At 62.9% G+C, this 17342-nt stretch carries 21 protein-coding genes and 1 pseudogene; 16 read left to right on the top strand and 6 right to left on the bottom strand.

Going from position 1 to position 17342, the window contains the following annotated elements; all coding sequences use genetic code 11:
- Positions 1 to 72: 72 nt before the first annotated feature.
- Positions 73 to 213 (top strand): uracil-DNA glycosylase family protein, encoded by a 141-nt coding sequence (locus D4765_RS19170; protein WP_161580396.1) that lies wholly within the window; start codon positions 73 to 75, stop codon positions 211 to 213.
- 77 nt (positions 214 to 290) lie between these two features.
- On the opposite strand, the gene D4765_RS08355 is transcribed toward D4765_RS19170, so the two are convergent.
- Entirely contained in the window at positions 291 to 1883 is a 1593-nt protein-coding gene (locus tag D4765_RS08355; protein WP_136641832.1) for a GMC oxidoreductase, read from the bottom strand.
- Positions 1880 to 2647, bottom strand: a complete 768-nt coding sequence (locus D4765_RS08350) for a glucose 1-dehydrogenase (RefSeq protein WP_136641831.1) — start codon at positions 2645 to 2647, stop codon at positions 1880 to 1882. Before D4765_RS08350 ends, D4765_RS08355 begins: the two co-directional genes overlap by 4 nt.
- A gap of 130 nt (positions 2648 to 2777) precedes the next feature.
- Between D4765_RS08350 and ctaD the strand changes: the two genes are divergently transcribed.
- Positions 2778 to 4481, top strand: a complete 1704-nt coding sequence (gene ctaD, locus D4765_RS08345) for an aa3-type cytochrome oxidase subunit I (RefSeq protein ID WP_136641830.1) — start codon at positions 2778 to 2780, stop codon at positions 4479 to 4481.
- Positions 4482 to 4504: 23 nt separating this feature from the next.
- Here ctaD and D4765_RS08340 read toward each other — a convergent pair whose 3' ends face one another.
- The 3 genes from D4765_RS08340 to D4765_RS19655 form a co-directional block, all read right to left on the bottom strand.
- Complete coding sequence (locus D4765_RS08340) at positions 4505 to 5686, bottom strand: permease (RefSeq protein ID WP_136641829.1); 1182 nt, start codon at positions 5684 to 5686, stop codon at positions 4505 to 4507.
- A 2-nt stretch (positions 5687 to 5688) separates the two neighbouring features.
- A complete protein-coding gene (locus D4765_RS08335) occupies positions 5689 to 5871 on the bottom strand; it encodes a hypothetical protein (RefSeq protein WP_136641828.1) in 183 nt (60 codons plus the stop codon).
- A gap of 234 nt (positions 5872 to 6105) precedes the next feature.
- Positions 6106 to 6345 carry a hypothetical protein gene (locus D4765_RS19655; RefSeq protein WP_237280324.1) on the bottom strand — a complete coding sequence of 80 codons (240 nt, stop codon included), beginning with the start codon at positions 6343 to 6345 and terminating at the stop codon, positions 6106 to 6108.
- Here D4765_RS19655 and D4765_RS19650 point away from each other — a divergent pair.
- The 8 genes and pseudogenes from D4765_RS19650 to lgt all read left to right on the top strand — a co-directional run bounded on the left by D4765_RS19650 (position 6311) and on the right by lgt (position 10704).
- Complete coding sequence (locus D4765_RS19650) at positions 6311 to 6472, top strand: adenine nucleotide alpha hydrolase family protein (RefSeq protein WP_237280318.1); 162 nt, start codon at positions 6311 to 6313, stop codon at positions 6470 to 6472. The two genes, D4765_RS19655 and D4765_RS19650, sit on opposite strands and share 35 nt — an antisense overlap.
- Positions 6469 to 6954, top strand: a complete 486-nt coding sequence (locus tag D4765_RS08325) for a 2,3-bisphosphoglycerate-dependent phosphoglycerate mutase (protein ID WP_136641827.1) — start codon at positions 6469 to 6471, stop codon at positions 6952 to 6954. Before D4765_RS19650 ends, D4765_RS08325 begins: the two co-directional genes overlap by 4 nt.
- Positions 6947 to 7141, top strand: a complete 195-nt coding sequence (locus D4765_RS08320) for a hypothetical protein (RefSeq protein WP_136641826.1) — start codon at positions 6947 to 6949, stop codon at positions 7139 to 7141. Before D4765_RS08325 ends, D4765_RS08320 begins: the two co-directional genes overlap by 8 nt.
- Entirely contained in the window at positions 7141 to 8292 is a 1152-nt protein-coding gene (locus D4765_RS08315) for a phosphopyruvate hydratase family protein (RefSeq protein WP_136641825.1), read from the top strand. Before D4765_RS08320 ends, D4765_RS08315 begins: the two co-directional genes overlap by 1 nt.
- Positions 8289 to 8717 (top strand): annotated as a pseudogene (locus D4765_RS08310) (fluoride efflux transporter FluC); the annotation flags it as partial. The gene D4765_RS08315 and the pseudogene D4765_RS08310, both read left to right, overlap by 4 nt.
- A gap of 77 nt (positions 8718 to 8794) precedes the next feature.
- Positions 8795 to 8950, top strand: coding sequence for a FluC/FEX family fluoride channel (locus D4765_RS19450; RefSeq protein WP_237280317.1), 156 nt, complete (start codon positions 8795 to 8797; stop codon positions 8948 to 8950).
- Positions 8951 to 9093: 143 nt separating this feature from the next.
- Positions 9094 to 9552 (top strand): MarR family winged helix-turn-helix transcriptional regulator, encoded by a 459-nt coding sequence (locus D4765_RS08305; RefSeq protein ID WP_161580395.1) that lies wholly within the window; start codon positions 9094 to 9096, stop codon positions 9550 to 9552.
- Positions 9553 to 9750: 198 nt separating this feature from the next.
- Positions 9751 to 10704: a prolipoprotein diacylglyceryl transferase gene (gene lgt / locus D4765_RS08300; RefSeq protein WP_136641822.1), complete on the top strand. Its 954-nt coding sequence runs from the start codon at positions 9751 to 9753 to the stop codon at positions 10702 to 10704.
- On the opposite strand, the gene D4765_RS08295 is transcribed toward lgt, so the two are convergent.
- Positions 10655 to 11005, bottom strand: a complete 351-nt coding sequence (locus D4765_RS08295) for an ArsR/SmtB family transcription factor (RefSeq protein ID WP_136641821.1) — start codon at positions 11003 to 11005, stop codon at positions 10655 to 10657. The genes lgt and D4765_RS08295 overlap by 50 nt on opposite strands.
- Before the next feature lie 86 nt (positions 11006 to 11091).
- On the opposite strand from D4765_RS08295, the gene D4765_RS08290 reads away from it, so the two are divergent.
- The 6 genes from D4765_RS08290 to D4765_RS08265 all read left to right on the top strand — a co-directional run bounded on the left by D4765_RS08290 (position 11092) and on the right by D4765_RS08265 (position 17289).
- Entirely contained in the window at positions 11092 to 11517 is a 426-nt protein-coding gene (locus D4765_RS08290; protein WP_136641820.1) for an arsenate reductase ArsC, read from the top strand.
- A gap of 2 nt (positions 11518 to 11519) precedes the next feature.
- Positions 11520 to 12821 (top strand): FAD-dependent oxidoreductase, encoded by a 1302-nt coding sequence (locus tag D4765_RS08285; RefSeq protein WP_162849201.1) that lies wholly within the window; start codon positions 11520 to 11522, stop codon positions 12819 to 12821.
- A gap of 473 nt (positions 12822 to 13294) precedes the next feature.
- Entirely contained in the window at positions 13295 to 14959 is a 1665-nt protein-coding gene (locus tag D4765_RS08280; RefSeq protein WP_136641818.1) for an FAD-dependent oxidoreductase, read from the top strand.
- Positions 14956 to 15261 carry a rhodanese-like domain-containing protein gene (locus D4765_RS08275; protein WP_136641817.1) on the top strand — a complete coding sequence of 102 codons (306 nt, stop codon included), beginning with the start codon at positions 14956 to 14958 and terminating at the stop codon, positions 15259 to 15261. Before D4765_RS08280 ends, D4765_RS08275 begins: the two co-directional genes overlap by 4 nt.
- Positions 15258 to 15569 (top strand): metal-sensitive transcriptional regulator, encoded by a 312-nt coding sequence (locus tag D4765_RS08270; RefSeq protein ID WP_237280316.1) that lies wholly within the window; start codon positions 15258 to 15260, stop codon positions 15567 to 15569. Before D4765_RS08275 ends, D4765_RS08270 begins: the two co-directional genes overlap by 4 nt.
- Positions 15570 to 16185: 616 nt before the next feature.
- Positions 16186 to 17289, top strand: coding sequence for an ABC transporter substrate-binding protein (locus D4765_RS08265; protein ID WP_420824530.1), 1104 nt, complete (start codon positions 16186 to 16188; stop codon positions 17287 to 17289).
- The last annotated feature ends 53 nt before the right edge of the window (positions 17290 to 17342 follow it).

The raw sequence follows: 17342 nt of genomic DNA, 5'->3' as shown, positions 1-17342 counted from the left end.
GGGATGACATCGAGGCCGGTATGTCGCGGAGCGACTGCTTCCGGTGGAACGTGGTTTCCTGGCCGTTGTTCGATGCAGCCGGCATACACCCTGCACGATCATCCGATAATCGTGCCGGTGCTGGCGGCGCCGCACCCGTCTCCCGCGAACGGGCACCGGCGCAGCGCGAATCACGTGCGCGCGGTCAACGCGCTGCTCCGCTCACTTCGCTGAGTCGACGCAGTTGGTACTCCGGCTCGGGTCTGCCAAGCGGCACTTCCTGCAGTGGCAGCGCTGTTGCGTGGGCGTCGTCAGTTCAGCCTGCCCGTGATGTGTTCGCTGACTCGGAGTGCGTTGGCGATGATGGTGAGTGTGGGATTCACAGCGCCGATGGAGGGCATGAATGAGCCGTCGATCACGTAGAGATTGTCGAGGTCGTGCATTTTGCAGTTCGTGTCGAGGGCGGAGGTGCTTGAGTCGGTTCCAAATCGTGCGGTTCCGGCTTGGTGTGCGGTGGCTGAGACATCCATCGCTTTACTGAGGTAGAGGTTTCTTTCGAACGATTGTGAGTGCATGCCGAGATCGGTGAGCATGCTGTCGAAGGTGTGGCGGAGCCGTTTGAGCCCCTCAGAATTGTTGTCGGGTTGCACGGTGAGGTTGATGTGGCCGTCGGTTCGGAGAGTGACGCGGCTGGTGGGGAGAGGCAGGTCTTCGCTGGCGAGCCAGAAGTCCATCGAATGCTTGCCGACGATTCCGTACGCTGCTGGTGGTGCCCAGCCGAGCCCCTTCGGCGCCTGGCCTTTGACCTGCCAGTCGTCGGATTTGCCGAGCATCTGAATGTTGCCCATCGGGTATTCCCACGCGCTGCTCGGCCCGTAGTAGTCGTTCAGGGTCAGTGTTTTTTGGAAGACGGTGTCGTTGCGGTCTTTGGAGAACGCAATGAGCGCGAGGTTGTTGTGCCGCATGTAGTGGCGCCCGACGGTATCGGAGCTGTTGCCGAGGCCGCCCGGGTGGGTATCCGTTGCTGAGGCGAGCAGCAGCGCCGAGGAGAGAATCGACCCGGCCGAGAGAACGATGATGTCGGCGCTGAATGTGGTGTGCTCTCCTGCAGTGTTCACAGTCGCCACCCCGGTGACCGTGCGGCCGGTTGTGTCGGTGAGCAGCTTCGTGACCGTGGTGTTGGTCAGCAGGCGCAGGTTGGGGTTCGCGCGAAGCGCGGGGCGTACGACGACCGACTCGGAATCCGCTTTCGCTTCGACAAGGCAGGGAAAACCATCGACCCGGTCGCAGCGGATGCACGCTGATCCGTGGGCAGCGGTGCCGTCGTCATTCTGCACGAGATTCACACCGACCGGCAGATGAAACGGGTGCAGCCCGAGCTTCGTCAGGCCGTCGGAGAGTTCTTGGATCCGCGGTGCGTGTTTGACCGGGGGAAAGGCGTAGTCCTGACTGGATGCTCCAGCGAAAGGGTCTTCGCCGTGTTTGCCATGAACCCAGTACAGGTGCTCTGCCTTTACGTAGTACGGTTCGAGGTCGTCGTAGCTGATCGGCCATTCCGGCGATACACCGCCGGGGTGCTGAACACCGGTGAAGTCGGTGGGGTGCAGGCGGAACAGAGCTGCGCCGTACACTTTCGAATTGCCTCCGACGTAGAAGTGCAGCTCGGGCCGGAATGGTTTGTCGTTGAGATCGTAGAACGTCTCTTCGGCAACGTATCGGTTCTCGGCGAACACCGATTTCGAGTCCCAGTTCTCCCGTTCACGTCGGAGGTAGTCGCCTCGTTCGATCAGCAGAACCCGCTTTCCGGTCTTGGCCACCTCTGCGGCGGTGGTGCCACCGCCTGGGCCGCTGCCGATGACAATCACGTCGTAGTGATCACTCGGTGAGGTGTGTGGTTCGCTCACAGTCCGACGCTTCCCTGCATGATCCCACCGTCGAGGAACAGGGTTGTGGCAGTGAAATACGAGGACTGGCCCGAGGCCAGGAAAACGGCGACATCCGCGATCTCGCTGGGTTTAGCCATCCGGCCGAGAGGGATAGCCGCATCGAGTGCTTTCAGCTGTGCAGGATTCGCTTCGGTGCTGGCGTTGATGGGCGTGTCGACGGCGCCCGGTGCCAGGTTGACGACCCGGATGCCGTGCTTGCCGAGCTCGACGCCCGCGGTTCGTGTGAGCATCCGGGTGCCGCCTTTGGAGACGCAGTAGGCGATGTTTCCCGGCATCGGCCAGTCTTCGTGCACCGATGAGATGTTGATGACGAGCCCGCCGCCGCCCTGTTCGATGAACCGTTTCGCGGCGAACTGTGTGCCGAAGAATGCACTTTTGAGGTTCACATCGATGACCTTCTCGAAGTCCGCTTCGGTCGTGTCGAGGATGGAGGTGCGTGTCTCAATGCCGGCGTTGTTGATGATCACATCGAGCCTGCCGTAGGTGTCGACAGCCGTCGTGATCATCTTGTGGAGGTCGGAGGCCCGACTGACGTCCGCTTGCACACCGACGGCGTGGCCACCGGCCTTCTCGATGCGGTCGATGATGTCGGATGTTTCCTCTGGGTGGGTGAGGTAGTCGATCACGATGTTCGCCCCCTCGGCGGCCGCGGCGATCACGATCGCTTCTCCGATGCCGCTGTTGCCTCCCGTGACGACAATGGTTTTTCCCTCGAGTAGCACGCGCGCTCCGATCAGCAGATGTTCGAGAAAACATACACGGGCGCCTTCAGAAATGATGCCCCTGTCAAACTAGAACGTACGAGTGTATAAACATGAAGACGGGTGTGACCGGCCGCCGGAGGGGAATGTCATGACCACGCTCAGTGACCATGCCGATGTCGCTGTCAGCGCTTCGGCCCTGCGCAAAGGAAATGTGTTTGTGCGATGGGTCACATCGACCGATCACAAGATCATCGGGTACATGTACCTGATCGAATCGTTTCTCTACTTCTGTTTCGGTGGCGTGCTCGCTCTGGTGATCCGTGCTCAGCTCTTCGAACCCGGGGCGCAGCTCCTCGCGACGAAGGACCAATACAACCAGCTGTTCACGATGCATGGCACGATCATGCTGCTGATGTTCGCAACACCACTCTTCGCGGGGTTCGCGAACGTGCTGATGCCGTTACAGATCGGTGCCCCCGACGTCGCATTTCCGCGGCTGAACGGGCTCGCGTTCTGGCTGTACACGTTCGGAAGCGCAATTGTCGTCGGCGGGTTCCTCACCCCCCAGGGCGCCGCATCGTTCGGCTGGTTCGCGTACGCACCGCTCTCGAGCCAGACATTCACCCCGGGAGACGGCGGCAACCTCTGGGTGTTCGGACTCGTGCTCTCCGGGTTCGGCACCATCCTCGGCGCCGTGAACTTCATCACCACCATCATCACCATGCGGGCACCCGGTATGACGATGTTCCGTATGCCGTTGTTCAGCTGGACTACCCTGGTCACGGCCATCCTCATCCTGATGGCGTTCCCCGTGCTCGCAGCAGCACTGTCAGCGCTCGGTATCGACCGCGTCTTCGGTGCGCACATCTACGACCCAGCCAACGGCGGACCCCTGCTCTGGCAGCACATGTTCTGGTTCTTCGGGCATCCGGAGGTCTACATCATCGCGCTGCCGTTCTTCGGCATCATCAGCGAAGTACTCCCCGTCTTCAGCCGGAAACCCTTGTTCGGGTATAAGACGTTGATCTATGCGACCATAGCGATCGCGGCACTCTCGATCACCGTGTGGGCACATCACATGTACGTGACGGGCTCCGTTCTGCTTCCTTTCTTTTCCCTGATGACGATGCTGATCGCCGTTCCCACCGGGGTCAAGATCTTCAACTGGGTGGGCACGATGTGGCGAGGCTCGGTCACGTTCGAGACACCCATGGTGTGGGCGATCGGCTTTCTCATCACCTTCACGTTCGGCGGGCTCACGGGCGTCATCCTCGCCTCCCCGCCGCTTGACTTCCATGTCTCCGACAGCTACTTCGTCGTCGCCCACTTCCACTACGTGGTCTTCGGAACCGTGGTGTTCGCCATGTTCTCCGGCTTCTACTTCTGGTGGCCCAAATGGACCGGCAAGATGCTGAACGAGAAGCTGGGCCAGTGGCATTTCTGGCTGCTGTTCATCGGGTTCCACACCACGTTCCTCATCCAGCACTGGCTCGGAGTGGTGGGCATGCCCCGTCGCTACGCGTCGTATTCACCCGACGACGGTTTCACCTGGATGAACCAGATCTCCACCGTGGGCGCCTTCCTGCTGGCCTCGTCGATGATCCCGTTCTTCTTGAACGTGTACATCACGGCCCGAAACGCTCCGAAGGTCACCGTGAACGACCCGTGGGGCTACGGTCGCTCGCTCGAATGGGCTACCTCCTGTCCGCCTCCTCGGCACAATTTCACCACCATTCCGCGCATTCGTAGCGAGTCGCCAGCTTTCGACCTGAACCATCCTGAAGCGGGAATACCGGTGGGTGTCGGCCCGATGGAGGATGCCCCCGACGCCCCCCATCAGAAGATCACCTGAGTGGCTCCGGCGACCCCTCAGGGCTAGTGTCCTGCGTGATTGTGGACCGCGTGGTCGGCCCCCCCGTCGGGGTTGCCGCCCATCATCTTCAGCATGGGCCCGCTGCCGCTTCGGTAGAACACGACCAGCAGCAGAGCTCCGATCAGCAGGAAGACGATGTTGAGCCACGTGGTGTAGTTCCAGCTGGTTCCATCGTCGACGATCGTGAGGTTGCGATTCGTGGGGATGAGGCCGAGCGGGGTGAAGATCAGTTCGACGGCGTACCCAGCGAGCACCATGGCGCCGTAGAAGATGACAGTAATGCGGATGGCTGCCTTTGTGCCGTAGTACTTCCGGTAGATCAGGATGATCGGAATGATGATGAGGTCGGCGAAGATGAAGCTGATCACCCCGCCGAAACTGATGCCGCCGTTCCAGAGCACCGCGGCCAGTGGTACGTTGCCGACCGAGCAGACGAAGCTGATCATCGCGAGCAGCGGGCCGATGATCGGGCCGAGGAGGAACGCCACGGTCGGATCGTTGACGAAGAAAGCGGCTTGCAGCCAGGCTTTCGGAACCCACGCAGCGAACGCGCCGGCGATCAGTAGGCCGATGACGATGTCTTTGAGTACCGCGGCCCAGTCCATGACGAAGTACTGAGACACCGAGGTGATGCCGGGGCGGGAAAAGAGGCGCTGCCAGAACGTGCCGCCCTGCTGCACCGACATGTCCATGCCGGCGTGGCCCTCCATCGAGCCGGCCAGGCCCTTCTCTGCCTGCTCGCGGGCTTTGTCGATGATCTTGCCACGCATCCAGAGTCGGAAGCCGAGGGCTACCAGGATGATCATGATGGGGCCGCCGACGAACTCGGCGAGAGTGAACTGCCAGCCCATCACGAAGGCCAGAATCAGGCCGAGCTCGACCACCAGGTTGGTCGACGCGATCTCGAAGGCCATGGCAGCAGAGAAGCTGGCTCCCTTTCGAAAGAGGGCCCGCGCCAGTGCCACGGCGGCATACGAGCATGAAGAGGATGCCGCACCAAGGCCACTCGCGATGACCAGCGAGCGCGGCGAGTCGGTTCGCATCAGCCGAGTGATCTGCTCGCGCCTGATCAGTGCCTGGATGACGCCGGAGAGGGTGAAACCGAGTATCAGCGGCCAGAGAATCTGCCAGGCCATCGACCCGGCGGTGGCGAGAGCGTCGCCGACGGCCTGAATGATGAACATGATCAGAGCCCCGCGAGCAGAGTGTGAATGGTGGTGATCTCAGCCGTCTGCGAGGTCATGATGCTCTGGCTCATCATGCCGCTCATGTCCATGCCCGGCATGCGGCGGGAACTCGCGCCCCATTCGACGAGCCAGGCGTTCATCGTCGTGATCTCTGGGGTGAATCCTGCACTTCGAACATTCATCGTCAACTCCCCTATTGGATACCCCCCTAGGGTACGCTTGCGACCGTGGAATCACCAGCCGTCTCGGTCGTAGCGCTACCCAGTCATCTGTGGCATGTTTAGAGAGCACCTTGGTGCGACGGCGGTGGGGCTCACCGTAACCAACCTCGACCCAGGTCGACAACAGTCCCTATCTCAGCACTTTGGTGCGCCACGAGATAGGAGCCCACCGTGTCACAGTCACCCACCGCATCGTCACTGCCCGAACCTTTGGCGGTAGTGAGCACGCCAGTCATTGTCGTCGGCGTGTTCCCGGGCATGCCCGACGTCGTGGTCTCGCAGGCGGTCGTCTTCGCGGAACGGTTCGGCGCGCGGTTGGTGTTCGTGTACGTCGATACCGGCTGGCGACGCGGCCGCTGCTCTCGCGCAACTCGCGGGGGAGTGGGATGCGACGGCGATCGTGGTCGGAACCCGCCGCGCCAGCGGGCGTTCCACTGTCGGTGAGTTCTTGAACGGCTCCGTTGCCGCGCATCTGGCCCACCGTCAACACCGGCCGGTGATTGTCATCCCGGTGGCACCGGTCGCATCAGACGATGCCCTCCCGTGGGCGGTGACTTCATGACGGGCGACGCCGGAGTATCCCGGCTGGTGCTGCTGCGGCACGGCCAAAACACCGCAAACGCCGAGGGCCTCTTCACCGGGCTGCTCGACGTCGGTCTTTCGCAGACAGGCGTCGCCGAAGCGCACTGTGCTGCCGCGCAGCTTTCCGCCGCGCACATCGCGCCCGACGCCGTGTTCGCTTCGGAACTGAGGCGTGTGACGATCACGGCGCAGACGGTCGTCGATGACCTGCGCCTGTGGCCGGCTCGTGTCCTTCGCGACTGGCGCCTCGACGAACGCAATTACGGCTCCCTGACCGGCTTGTCGAAGGCCGAAGTTCGCGCCGAATACGGTGATGCACAGTTTCTGCGATGGCGACGATCGGTTTCCGATGCCCCACCACCGATGACAGATGCCCAATACGAAACGCTGGCAGGCAGCCGTCTGTTCGGCCGACTGCCCGCCGAGGCGCTGACCCGCTCGGAGTCCCTTACCGATGTGTAAGTCAGGGTGCGGGCCTTCTTCGCCGAGCACCGAGCTCGAACGGCTGAACATTCCCACCGGGCATCCGCTCGTGTATTCGTTCGACAAAACATTGCGGGTGCGCACCCGCACCGGCACCGGCACATACCTGAACACAGAAAGCGCCCACGCCGCCGCCGAGCTGCTGGCACACGAAGGAGGAACCTGATGAACGACTACACCGGACACCACAACCGCACTATTGCCTACGACGCGGGCGAATACGTCAGCCACCCGACAGGACACGCGCTCACCATCAGTACGGTCACCGCCGAGCAGATTCTCGACTCGCGCGGCAACCCGACCGTTCGTGTGTCGCTTCGTCTCGACGACGGTTTCGAGGCGGTCGCATCAGCACCCGCGGGAGCCTCGACGGGAGCGTTCGAGGCCGTCGAACTCCGCGACGGTGGCCCCGCATACGGAGGCCTCGGCGTGCAGGGCGCGGTCACCGCAGTACGAACCGAGATCGGCACGCTTCTGACACACCATTCGTACAACACGATCAGTGACCTCGACCGGGCACTCCGTGACCTCGACGGCACCCGGGCAGAGCTGCCGCTTCACCGCTGGTTGTCGCTCGTGACGGGTTCGGCAGAGCGGATGCCGGTGCCGCACTTCAACGTGCTGAACGGCGGCGCCCATGCGACGAACGCACTCGACTTCCAGGAATTCATGATCGCACCCGTGCAGGCGGCCACCGAAGCCGAGGCAGTACGGACGGGAGCGGAGATCTACCATGCTCTCGCCCGGCGCATCAGTACGAAGTATTCCGCCGCGGGCCTCGGTGACGAGGGAGGATTCGCGCCACCGATCGACTCCGCCGAGGAAGCGCTTGATCTGCTGGTGGCCGCGATCACCGATGCCGGCTACACGCCCGGAGTCGACAGTGTCGCGATCGCGATGGACCCTGCCGCCAACGGCTTCTCCCTCGGCGGCGGCCGCTACCGGCTGGCGGGCCGGGAACTGGCCCGCGACGAGCTCGTCGACTACTACGAGAACCTTGTCGACTCGTACCCGATCCGGAGCATCGAGGACGGCTTCGCCGAAGACGACCACGAAGGGTGGATCGCGCTCTCCGGGCGCCTCGCCGACCGGATCCAGCTCGTCGGTGACGACCTCTACGTCACCGACGCCGCCCGCATCCTCGACGGCGCGCACGAGCACTACTCGACGGCGGCTCTCATCAAACCGAACCAGATCGGAACCGTCAGCCAGACCCTCGACGCCATCACGGCCGCCCGCAGAGAACGCGTGGCGAAATACAACCGGCTCACCCAGATCGAAGCACAGAACCCCACGATCTCCTACGGACTCGCATGAGCGGCGATCAACTCCCGGTCGACAGCGACATCGAAACCGACCAGGCCAGAGGGGCGGCCCCTCGGCCGGTACACATCCGGCCCGCCTACCTCGCGCTGGTCGCAGTGGGCGGCGTGGTCGGCACCGCGATCCGGGAGCTGCTCGCGCTCGGCGCACCCCAGATCGATGACATCGCCGTCGTGATCATCGCGATCAACGTCATCGGCGCTCTCGCACTCGGCGTGCTGCTGGAAACCCTCGCGAGTGCCGGGCCTGACCACGGACGCCGACGCATCGTGCGTCTGCTGGTCGGCACCGGTGTGCTCGGGGGGTTCACGACCTACAGCACGCTTGCCACCGACACGGGCATCCTGCTCACCCACGGCCGCACCAGTGTCGCGATCGTCTACGCCGTCATGACAGTGCTGCTGGGCGCCGCAGCAACTTTCTGCGGTATCGCACTGGTGCGACCCTCAGCCATGCGGTCGCGGAGTCGTGGCACCTCATCATCGGAACCGGGCCGATGGGCGGCTTCACCACGTTCAGCACAGCCAGCTTCGAGACCGTTCGCCTGCTGCAGGAACGCCGATGGGGCGCCGCACTGATGAACGGGTTCGGGATGCTCGTGCTCGCCATTCTGGCAGCGCTCGCCGGCCTCACGATCGGCGGGTCACTGTGACCTGACCGCATCCACTCACTCACCGCCCACCCTGGAACCGACAGTCGACCCCGAAGCCACAAAGGCTCCCACTAGGTACACTCAATTCATATGCGCTAACGCATATGTCTGTGACTTATCACAGGATTGGCGGTGGTCAGCGGGTGGGTGAAATTGCCCTGGTCGACGCGACTTTGCTCGCATCGAGAGCGCTTCTGGGCGTTGTGGCCCGGTCGATGATCGAGGCGTTGACCGAGGTCACGCTGCCGCAGTTCCGGGTTCTGGTCGTCGTTTCAGGTGCCGGTCAGATCCGGATCGGTGATCTGGCCGCGCGGATGGGTGCGGTGCAGTCCACGTTCAGCCGCAGTGTTCAGCGCATGGTGTCGGCGGGGTGGCTGAATCGCACACCGAGCCCCGACAGCCGTCGGGAGATCGTCATCACCATCACAGCGAAGGGACAGGCGCTTGTCGACCAGGTCACGGCATCGCGGCGCACCGAACTGGCCCGGATCCTCTCGGCCCTCAGCGAAGAGGAGCAGGTCGCGTTGACCGTCGCGTTCGACACCTTCACGCACGCAGCCGGGGAGATTCCACTCCACGACCTTCTGACGATCGGGCTGTGACGGGATGACGGGTACTGCCCCGACTCTCGTTCCGGCAATCACTGCGCCCCCGATAGTGCAGCCCCTTCACGATGACCTGCAGCCCCTATCCGAAGGCCTGGTGCCCAGGCCTTCGGACCTCAGCCAGAGCAGCACCGAACAGCTGCAGAACGCCCAACACGCCATCGATTCGGTGCGAGACGACCTCGCCCAACTGAAATGAGCACTGTGCACGAAAGCATTCCCAGCCCCCCGATCAGCTCCTTCGATATCGGACCGTTCACGATCCATTTCTACGCCCTCTGCATCCTCACCGGCATCCTCATTGCAGTCGCGCTCACCCAACGCCGACTCAGCCGCCAAGGAGCAGAGAAGGGCATCGTGCTCGACGTCGCACTCTGGACCGTCCCGCTCGGAATCGTCGGAGGGCGGCTTTATCACGTCGTCACACACCCGAACGACTACTTCTTCCCCGGCGCCGACCTCTGGAAAGTACTGTTCGTCTGGGAAGGCGGGCTTGCGATCTTCGGCGCCATCATCGCGGGGAGCATCGGCGCATACATCGCCTGTCGAAGGAGGGGCCTTCGGTTCTGGGCGTTCACCGACGCCCTCGTCCCGGGTCTTCTCTTCGCCCAGGCGTTCGGCCGGTTCGGCAACTACTTCAACCACGAGCTCTACGGCGGGCCAACCACGCTGCCCTGGGGTCTTCAGATCGAGGCGACAAACGCCGCATTCCCCCCCGGCCTGCCACCGGGCACCCTGTTCCACCCCCTGTTCCTCTACGAGATGATCTGGAACATCGCCGGCGCGTTCCTGATCATCTATCTCGAACGCCGCCTCCGACTGCACTCCGGCCGAACCGTCGCGCTGTACTTCATCTGGTACGGAATCGGGCGAGCGTTCTTCGAATCCCTTCGCCTCGACCCGACCGAATTTGTCTTCGCCGGCCTGAAAGCCAACGTGATCGCCGCCCTCCTCTTGGCAGTGGTCGGTGTCGTGCTGTTCACTGTCCAGACCAGGCGGCACCTGCCGAACCCCGGAAGCCCCTACGTTTCAGGCAGGGCCTCGAAACTGTCGCAGCTTCTCTCCGGCAACGAGGCGAACGGTGACGCAGACCTGTCGATCAGGGAGTTGTCAGGGCGGCCGCCAGAGCGTCCAGGGCCCCAGGAATGATGGCGTAATAGGCCCACACGCCGCGTTTGTCGCGGCTGAGAATGCCCGCGTCGACGAGGACCTTCAGGTGATGCGATACGGTCGGCTGGCTGAGGCCGAGGGGTTCGATGAGGTCGCAGACGCAGGCTTCCTGACCATCGTGTGCGGCCACCATCGAGACCAGGCGGAGCCGGGCCGGATCGGCGAGAGCCTTCAGGGTCTTCGCGAGCGTTTCCGCGTCGTGGGCGCCGAGCGGTTCCCGGGTGATGGGCGCGCAGCAGGCCGTGACATCGGTAAGGGGGAGCAGTGTGGCGACGGGCATGGCACCAGTCTGACAAAGACATTGACAGTTGTCGATGTCTTGATCCAGAATCTAGGCATCGATGTTCGTCTATGTCTGGAGTGGTGATGGCCGAGAAGCCGACGGTGTTGTTCGTGTGTGTCCATAACGCTGGTAGGTCCCAGATGGCTGCGGGGTTCATGAAGGAGCTCTCCGGGGGGCGGGTCGAGGTGCTTTCCGGTGGCTCGGAACCGGGAGACCAGATCAATCCGGTCGCGGTTGCCGTGATGGCCGAGGAGGGCATCGATATCACGGGCAATGTGCCCCAGCTGCTGACGACGGGCCAGGTGCGCGAATCCGATGTCGTGATCACGATGGGCTGTGGTGATGTCTGCCCGATCTTCCCCGGCAAGCGCTATGAGGACTGGGAACTCACCGATCCGGCCGGGAAGAGCATCGATGAGGTACGGCCGATCCGTGACGACATCCGGGCCCGTATCGAAGCGCTCCTGTCGGAGTTGCTCCCCGCCGAGACCGAGGAGATGCTTTCGTGACGATGGCACTGACGGTGCCGGCGAGACGCGAAGCGTCCCGCCTCGCCGGACTCCCCGTGGTCGTGATCGGCGCGGGGCCGGTGGGCCTTGCTGCAGCCGCGCACCTGCTCGAGAGGGGCGTGGAGGTCCTGATTCTGGAAGCCGGCGAAGCCGCTGGTGCCGGAGTGTCGTCCTGGGGTCATGTGCGACTTTTTTCGCCGTGGTCTGAGGTGGTCGATCCGGCCGCCGCCCGGCTCCTCGATGCGGCAGGCTGGGATGCCCCCGAAGCGAGGAGGCTGCCGTTGGGGTCTGAGGTCGTGCGCGACTACCTGCTTCCCCTCGCCGGAACACCCGCGCTCTCCCCGGTGCTGCGATATTCATCGAGAGTGACAGCGGTGTCCCGGCAGGGTATGGACAAAACTCGCTCCATGGGCCGCGCCGATACTCCTTTCCTCCTTCGAATCTCCACGCCAACTGCTGACGAGACCCTTTTGGCGCGAGCGGTCATCGATACGTCGGGAACCCTCTCGAACGCGAATGGGCTCCTCGCCTCCGGCTGGAACCCCACCGCAGACGGGGCACTGTGGTTGGCGAACGCGATGCCTGATGTGCTCGGTACGGAACGGGCCAGGTTCGCGGGGCGCCGTGTCGTGGTCGTCGGCGCAGGGCATTCGGCCGCGAATACCCTCCTGGCTCTGGCGAAGTTGAAAGAAACGGAGCCAGAAACCGAGATCGTGTGGGTGATCCGAAATGCGACCCCCGTGCGGGTCTTCGGAGAGGCAACAGACGAATTGGCCGCCCGCGGGCAACTCGGTGACAACACTCATTCTCTTGTTCGTCGCGGCGTTGTTGAACTCGTCGATCTGTTCGAGATCGACGACGCCCACCCCGACGAGGAGGGTGTTCGGCTGACAGGGCGCCGATACGGGAACCCGTTCGAGCTTCGTGGCGACATCGTCGTAGCAGCGACCGGGTTCCGGCCGGACCTTTCGATCTTGCGCGAGATACGCCTGTCGCTGGATGACATCGTCGAAGCTCCTCGCCAGTTGGCGCCGTTGATCGACCCCAACCTTCATTCCTGTGGAACTGTTCCTCCGCACGGGGTCGCAGAGCTGACGCAACCGGAGCCGAACTTCTTCATTGCAGGGATGAAGTCGTACGGGCGCGCCCCGACTTTCTTGATGCTGACCGGCTACGAGCAGGTTCGATCCATTGCCGACGAACTCGCAGGCGACCCTGATGCGGCTCGTGTCGTGCAGCTCATCCTCCCCGAGACCGGTGTCTGCTCCTCCGGGCCCGGTGACGGAGGGTCCTGTTGCTCATGAGAAATGTCAGATCCGGATGTAGGCCCATCTGTTGAATTGTCGTTCGGCCAGGAATGCCACAGCAGACGGCACCGTTTCGATACCGGGTTGCAGTTCGTTTGGGCGAACGGGTGCGCTGGCCATGAAGAGGTGCTGGGGGGGATGGCGGCGTTGAGCTGGGCTGTGGTGGGCGCTGGATGGAAGCCCTCCGGCGTGTCTGTCGCTGTGAATGTTCAGATGCGGGGCATCCATCTATTTCGTCAGGAGTCGCCCGAAGAAGCCTTTCGATTTCGACGGTTCCTTCTCGTGCCCGGGGCACCGATCCGCTCGTGGAACAGCGCGCATAACCTGATCGACGTGTTGACCGCAGCCCGCCCAAGTCGTCTTCCCGCAGACACGGCACTTCACAGCTCTACACATGAACGCTCCTTCGATCTCAGGTCCACGGAGTGAACCTTTCAAAATAAATATACCCCAGGGGGTATTATGTCGTTATGAGAACAATCATTGTCGGGGGAGTCGCCGGAGGAATGTCCGCGGCGACCCGCCTCCGCCGGCTCGACGAGCAGCGACACATCATGGTGCTCGAGCGTGGCAGCTATGTGTCATTCGCCAACTGCGGCCTGCCCTACCACGTCGGCGGCGTCATCGAGGATCGCTCGGCACTTCTGTTACAGACACCAAAATCCCTCGCCGCGCGGTTCGCCCTCGACGTGCGGGTGCGTCACGAAGTCATCGCCATTGATCCTGCCACTCAGACCGTCACGATTCGCGATCTCGATGCGGGAATGGAGTTCGAGGCCAGTTACGACACGCTGGTTCTTGCCGGCGGGTCGTCAGCCGGTGTCGGTCCGACAGCGGGCATACTCCCCACGCACACCCTCCGAAGCGTCGACGACGTCGATCGTGTGCTTGAGATCCTAGGTTCCGTCGACGGGCCCGCGCGGGTCACGGTGATCGGTGCCGGCTACATCGGTCTTGAGGCGGTCGAAAATCTCCTTGCACGGGGAGCGCTCGTGACCCTCGTGCAACGCGGCCCCCAGATCCTGTCGCCCCTCGACCCCGAGATGGTGACACCCGTCGAACGGGTCCTCCGCGACCACGGCGTCGACCTCCGACTGAACACCACGGTGACGGGCGCCCGACCGGGCATCGCCGTGCTGTCCGACGGAACCGAGGTACCCACCGATCTGGTGATTGAGGCAAGCGGCGTTCATCCAGAGTCCGGCTTAGCCCGCGGTGCGGGGCTCACGATCGGGCCGACTGGTGGAATCTCAGTCGACGCACGCCAGCGCACGAGCGACGCATCGATCTACGCGGTGGGCGACGGCGTCGAGAAGATCGATGCTCTCGACCACACTCCCGCCCTGATCACCATGGCCGGGCTTGCGAACCGGCACGGCCGTGCGGCAGCCGACGCGATCGCCGGCGTCCTCGACGCAGAGGCGGCGTCGGCTCTCGGCACAGGGATCGTCGGTGTTCTCGGGTTGACGATCGCCACTGTCGGCTGGAGCGAGAAGCGTCTCCGCGCGGCCGGTCGAGAGCGCACAGTGATCCACACGCATCCCTCATCCCATGCCGGTTACTACCCGGGCGCGAAGCAGATGGCGGTTAAGCTCCTCGTCGACCCGGCAGACGACCGTATCCTCGGGGCCCAGATCGTCGGAGAAGACGGCGTCGACAAGAGAATCGACGTCATCGCGACCGCCATGACCGGCGGCATCACCGCCTCGGGGCTCTCGCGCCTCGAGTTGGCCTACGCACCCCAATACGGATCAGCGAAAGACCCCATCAATCTCGCCGGATACGTCGCTGACAACGTGCGTGCGGGCACCACCCGCACTACCCAATGGCACAAGCTCCGCGCACGCCAGGAATCCGGGGACACCCTGATCGACGTTCGGAGCGCAACCGAATTCGCGTCAGGAGCGATTCCGGGCGCCATCAACATTCCCCTCGACGAGCTCCGCGCCCGTCACGCCGAACTTCCTGACGGCCCGCTCATCGTGCACTGCCAGGTGGGCCAACGCGGCCACACCGCCTCTCGCCTCCTCACCCAGCTCGGTCACGACGTCACCAATCTCGATGGCGGATACCAGACCTGGAAAGCCGGAACCACCTCAACCAGCCCTGCTTGCCTCACGAAAGAAACACGATGAACCAGATCACCGTCGACCAACTCGCCAAACTAAGAGCCCCCATGCTCCTCGACGTTCGAGAGCCCGACGAATACGCGACCGGACACGCGCCGGGCGCCGTGAATATTCCCCTCTCGGAGCTCATCGACCACGTCGGCGACATCCCCGTCGGTAGACCCGTGCACGTCATCTGCCAATCCGGTCGGCGCAGCGCCCAAGCAACGGCGCTTCTCACTGACCTTGGCATCGATGCGATCAACGTCGAAGGCGGCACCACGGCATGGATTCAGAACGGCCACAACGTAGAAACGAACCAGTCGTGACCCCAGATCCGAAAGACACGAACGGCGGCCACCGCGACGACGTCGCCGTGCGGAAGATCGCCAACCGTCTCAAGCGGGCGCAGGGCCAACTCGCTGCCGTCATCACAGCCGTAGAAACTGGCGCAGACTGCCGCGACGTCGTCACCCAACTCGCCGCCGTTTCCAGCGCCCTCGACCGAGCCGGTTTCGCGATCGTCTCTACCGCGATGCGCCAGTGCATCACTGACGAACCCGCCGACCGGAAGGACGCCGCCCGCAGCTCGCTGACGGTAGAAGAACTCGAAAAGCTCTTTCTCACCCTCGCCTGACAGTCGCTGCGCGAGCTCGCCGATGGCGCCGAGTTCGTGAGTTGTGGTCGCGACGGGTTTGCCGGCTCAGACAAGCGTGACAGTACGCATTCGGAATTCCACAGGGAATGGTCGTGGCATGGATGAAGCCTCTCAGCGAAGGCTCGATCCTTACACCAGTTCAGGCAACCAAACCGTGGGGCACGTCGCCCAGCCATCCACACCTTCAACAGTCCCATGTGGGCCGTGATCGAGGCGTGTTCGACTGGTCTTACCGAGCGGTTGCACGTGCGCACCAGTCCCGGCGGTGCATCCCGACTGCCCCGTGCGAAGCACCGGGTATGAGTATGCGTATGCATTCTGTTGCTGAGTGGGAAACGAGGGGAAAAAGTAAGGCTTTCCTTAGTGGCATGCATACGTATACGGTAAGCGCATGTCAACTTTCAGAAAGCGTGTTTTAGCCTTCATAGTAATGGGCACCGTTGGCGCACTCGCCATCACCGGATGCAGCGCGGGCAGCCGCACCGGCAATGCGAATGCGACCAAGGTCACTTGTGACTACACAGCACCCAGTTCGGCCACGACAGTCAACGTTCTGGCGTACAACTCGTCCGCTATCGACCCCTTCACGAACACCATGGTGTCCAGTTGCACCAAAGGCAATGTCACAGTGAAACACGATCCCATCGACTTCGGCGGCCAAGTCACCAAGACGACTGCGACCCTCGCGGGCGATTCGGGCTCCTATGACATCATCGAGACGTACGGCTTCGTGATTCCCAGCCTGGCGACCGACAAGAAACTCATGCCGCTCGACGATCTCTACAAGAAGTACGCGAGCGACTACGGTCTCGACAAGATCAGTGCGTCCCTGCAAAAAGGCATGTCCTTCGACGGAAAGCTCTATGCCCTCCCGATGCAGACACAGATGTATGTGATGGCCTACCGCAAAGACATCTTCGCGAAGCTCGGCCTGAAGATTCCGACAACGTTTGCCGAGATGATCACGGCAGCCGACGCGATCAAGGCCGCCGGCCTCATGCAGTATCCGATCGCTCTCCCGTGGCTCGCGACGGCAGACGTCTCGACGAGTTACGAAGCTGCCATGAACTCCCTGGGCTCCGACTTCGTCACCTCTGACGGAAAAGTCACCCTGAACACTCCTGAGGGCAAACAGGCTCTGGAGGCATTGAAGTCGCTTCAGCCATACATGGATCCGCAGGTGACCACCTTCGACCAGCCCAAGGTGCAGCAGCAGATGTACAACAACACTGCCGCGATGTCGATCATGTTCTCGGGTCGTATGAACGACCTCACCCTCGACAAGAACAGCACGTTGTCGACGTCGTTTGCCTTTGCGTCTCCGCCCAAGGTCACCGACAGTTCCAAATATGCCTACGACCGCCTGTCGATAGACGGATGGTCGATTCCTGCCAACACCAAACTCGACCCCGACATGCTCTTCGTGATGATGGCATCGTCCGTCAATGAGGATGCGTCGAAGGCGTCGGTACCGGCGGCCTACCCGGCGCGCGAAGGGATGGTGACGGCCGACAATTCTCCTTACGGTCAAGCCGCGAACGATTCGATTGCGGCCGCGATGCCGCCTGTCGTTGCGGCGGACCTGGCCGCGGTGACCACCAAGATCCGTCCGATCCTGGTGCAGGTGCTGACGGGCGCTATTTCCGTCGATGACGGTCTGACGCAGATGCAAGCCGCCGGCGAGTCTGCCGCCGGCTGAATTTCCGCAGCACTATCCAACAATCCATCGCCGCGGCCTGGACCCAGTCCAGG

Origin of the sequence: Subtercola vilae, assembly GCF_004923255.1 — a bacterium.
GTDB classification, from domain to species: Bacteria; Actinomycetota; Actinomycetes; order Actinomycetales; family Microbacteriaceae; genus Subtercola; species Subtercola vilae.
Note: the sequence above shows the minus strand (reverse complement) of the source record. Positions and strands in the feature narration are given on the sequence as shown.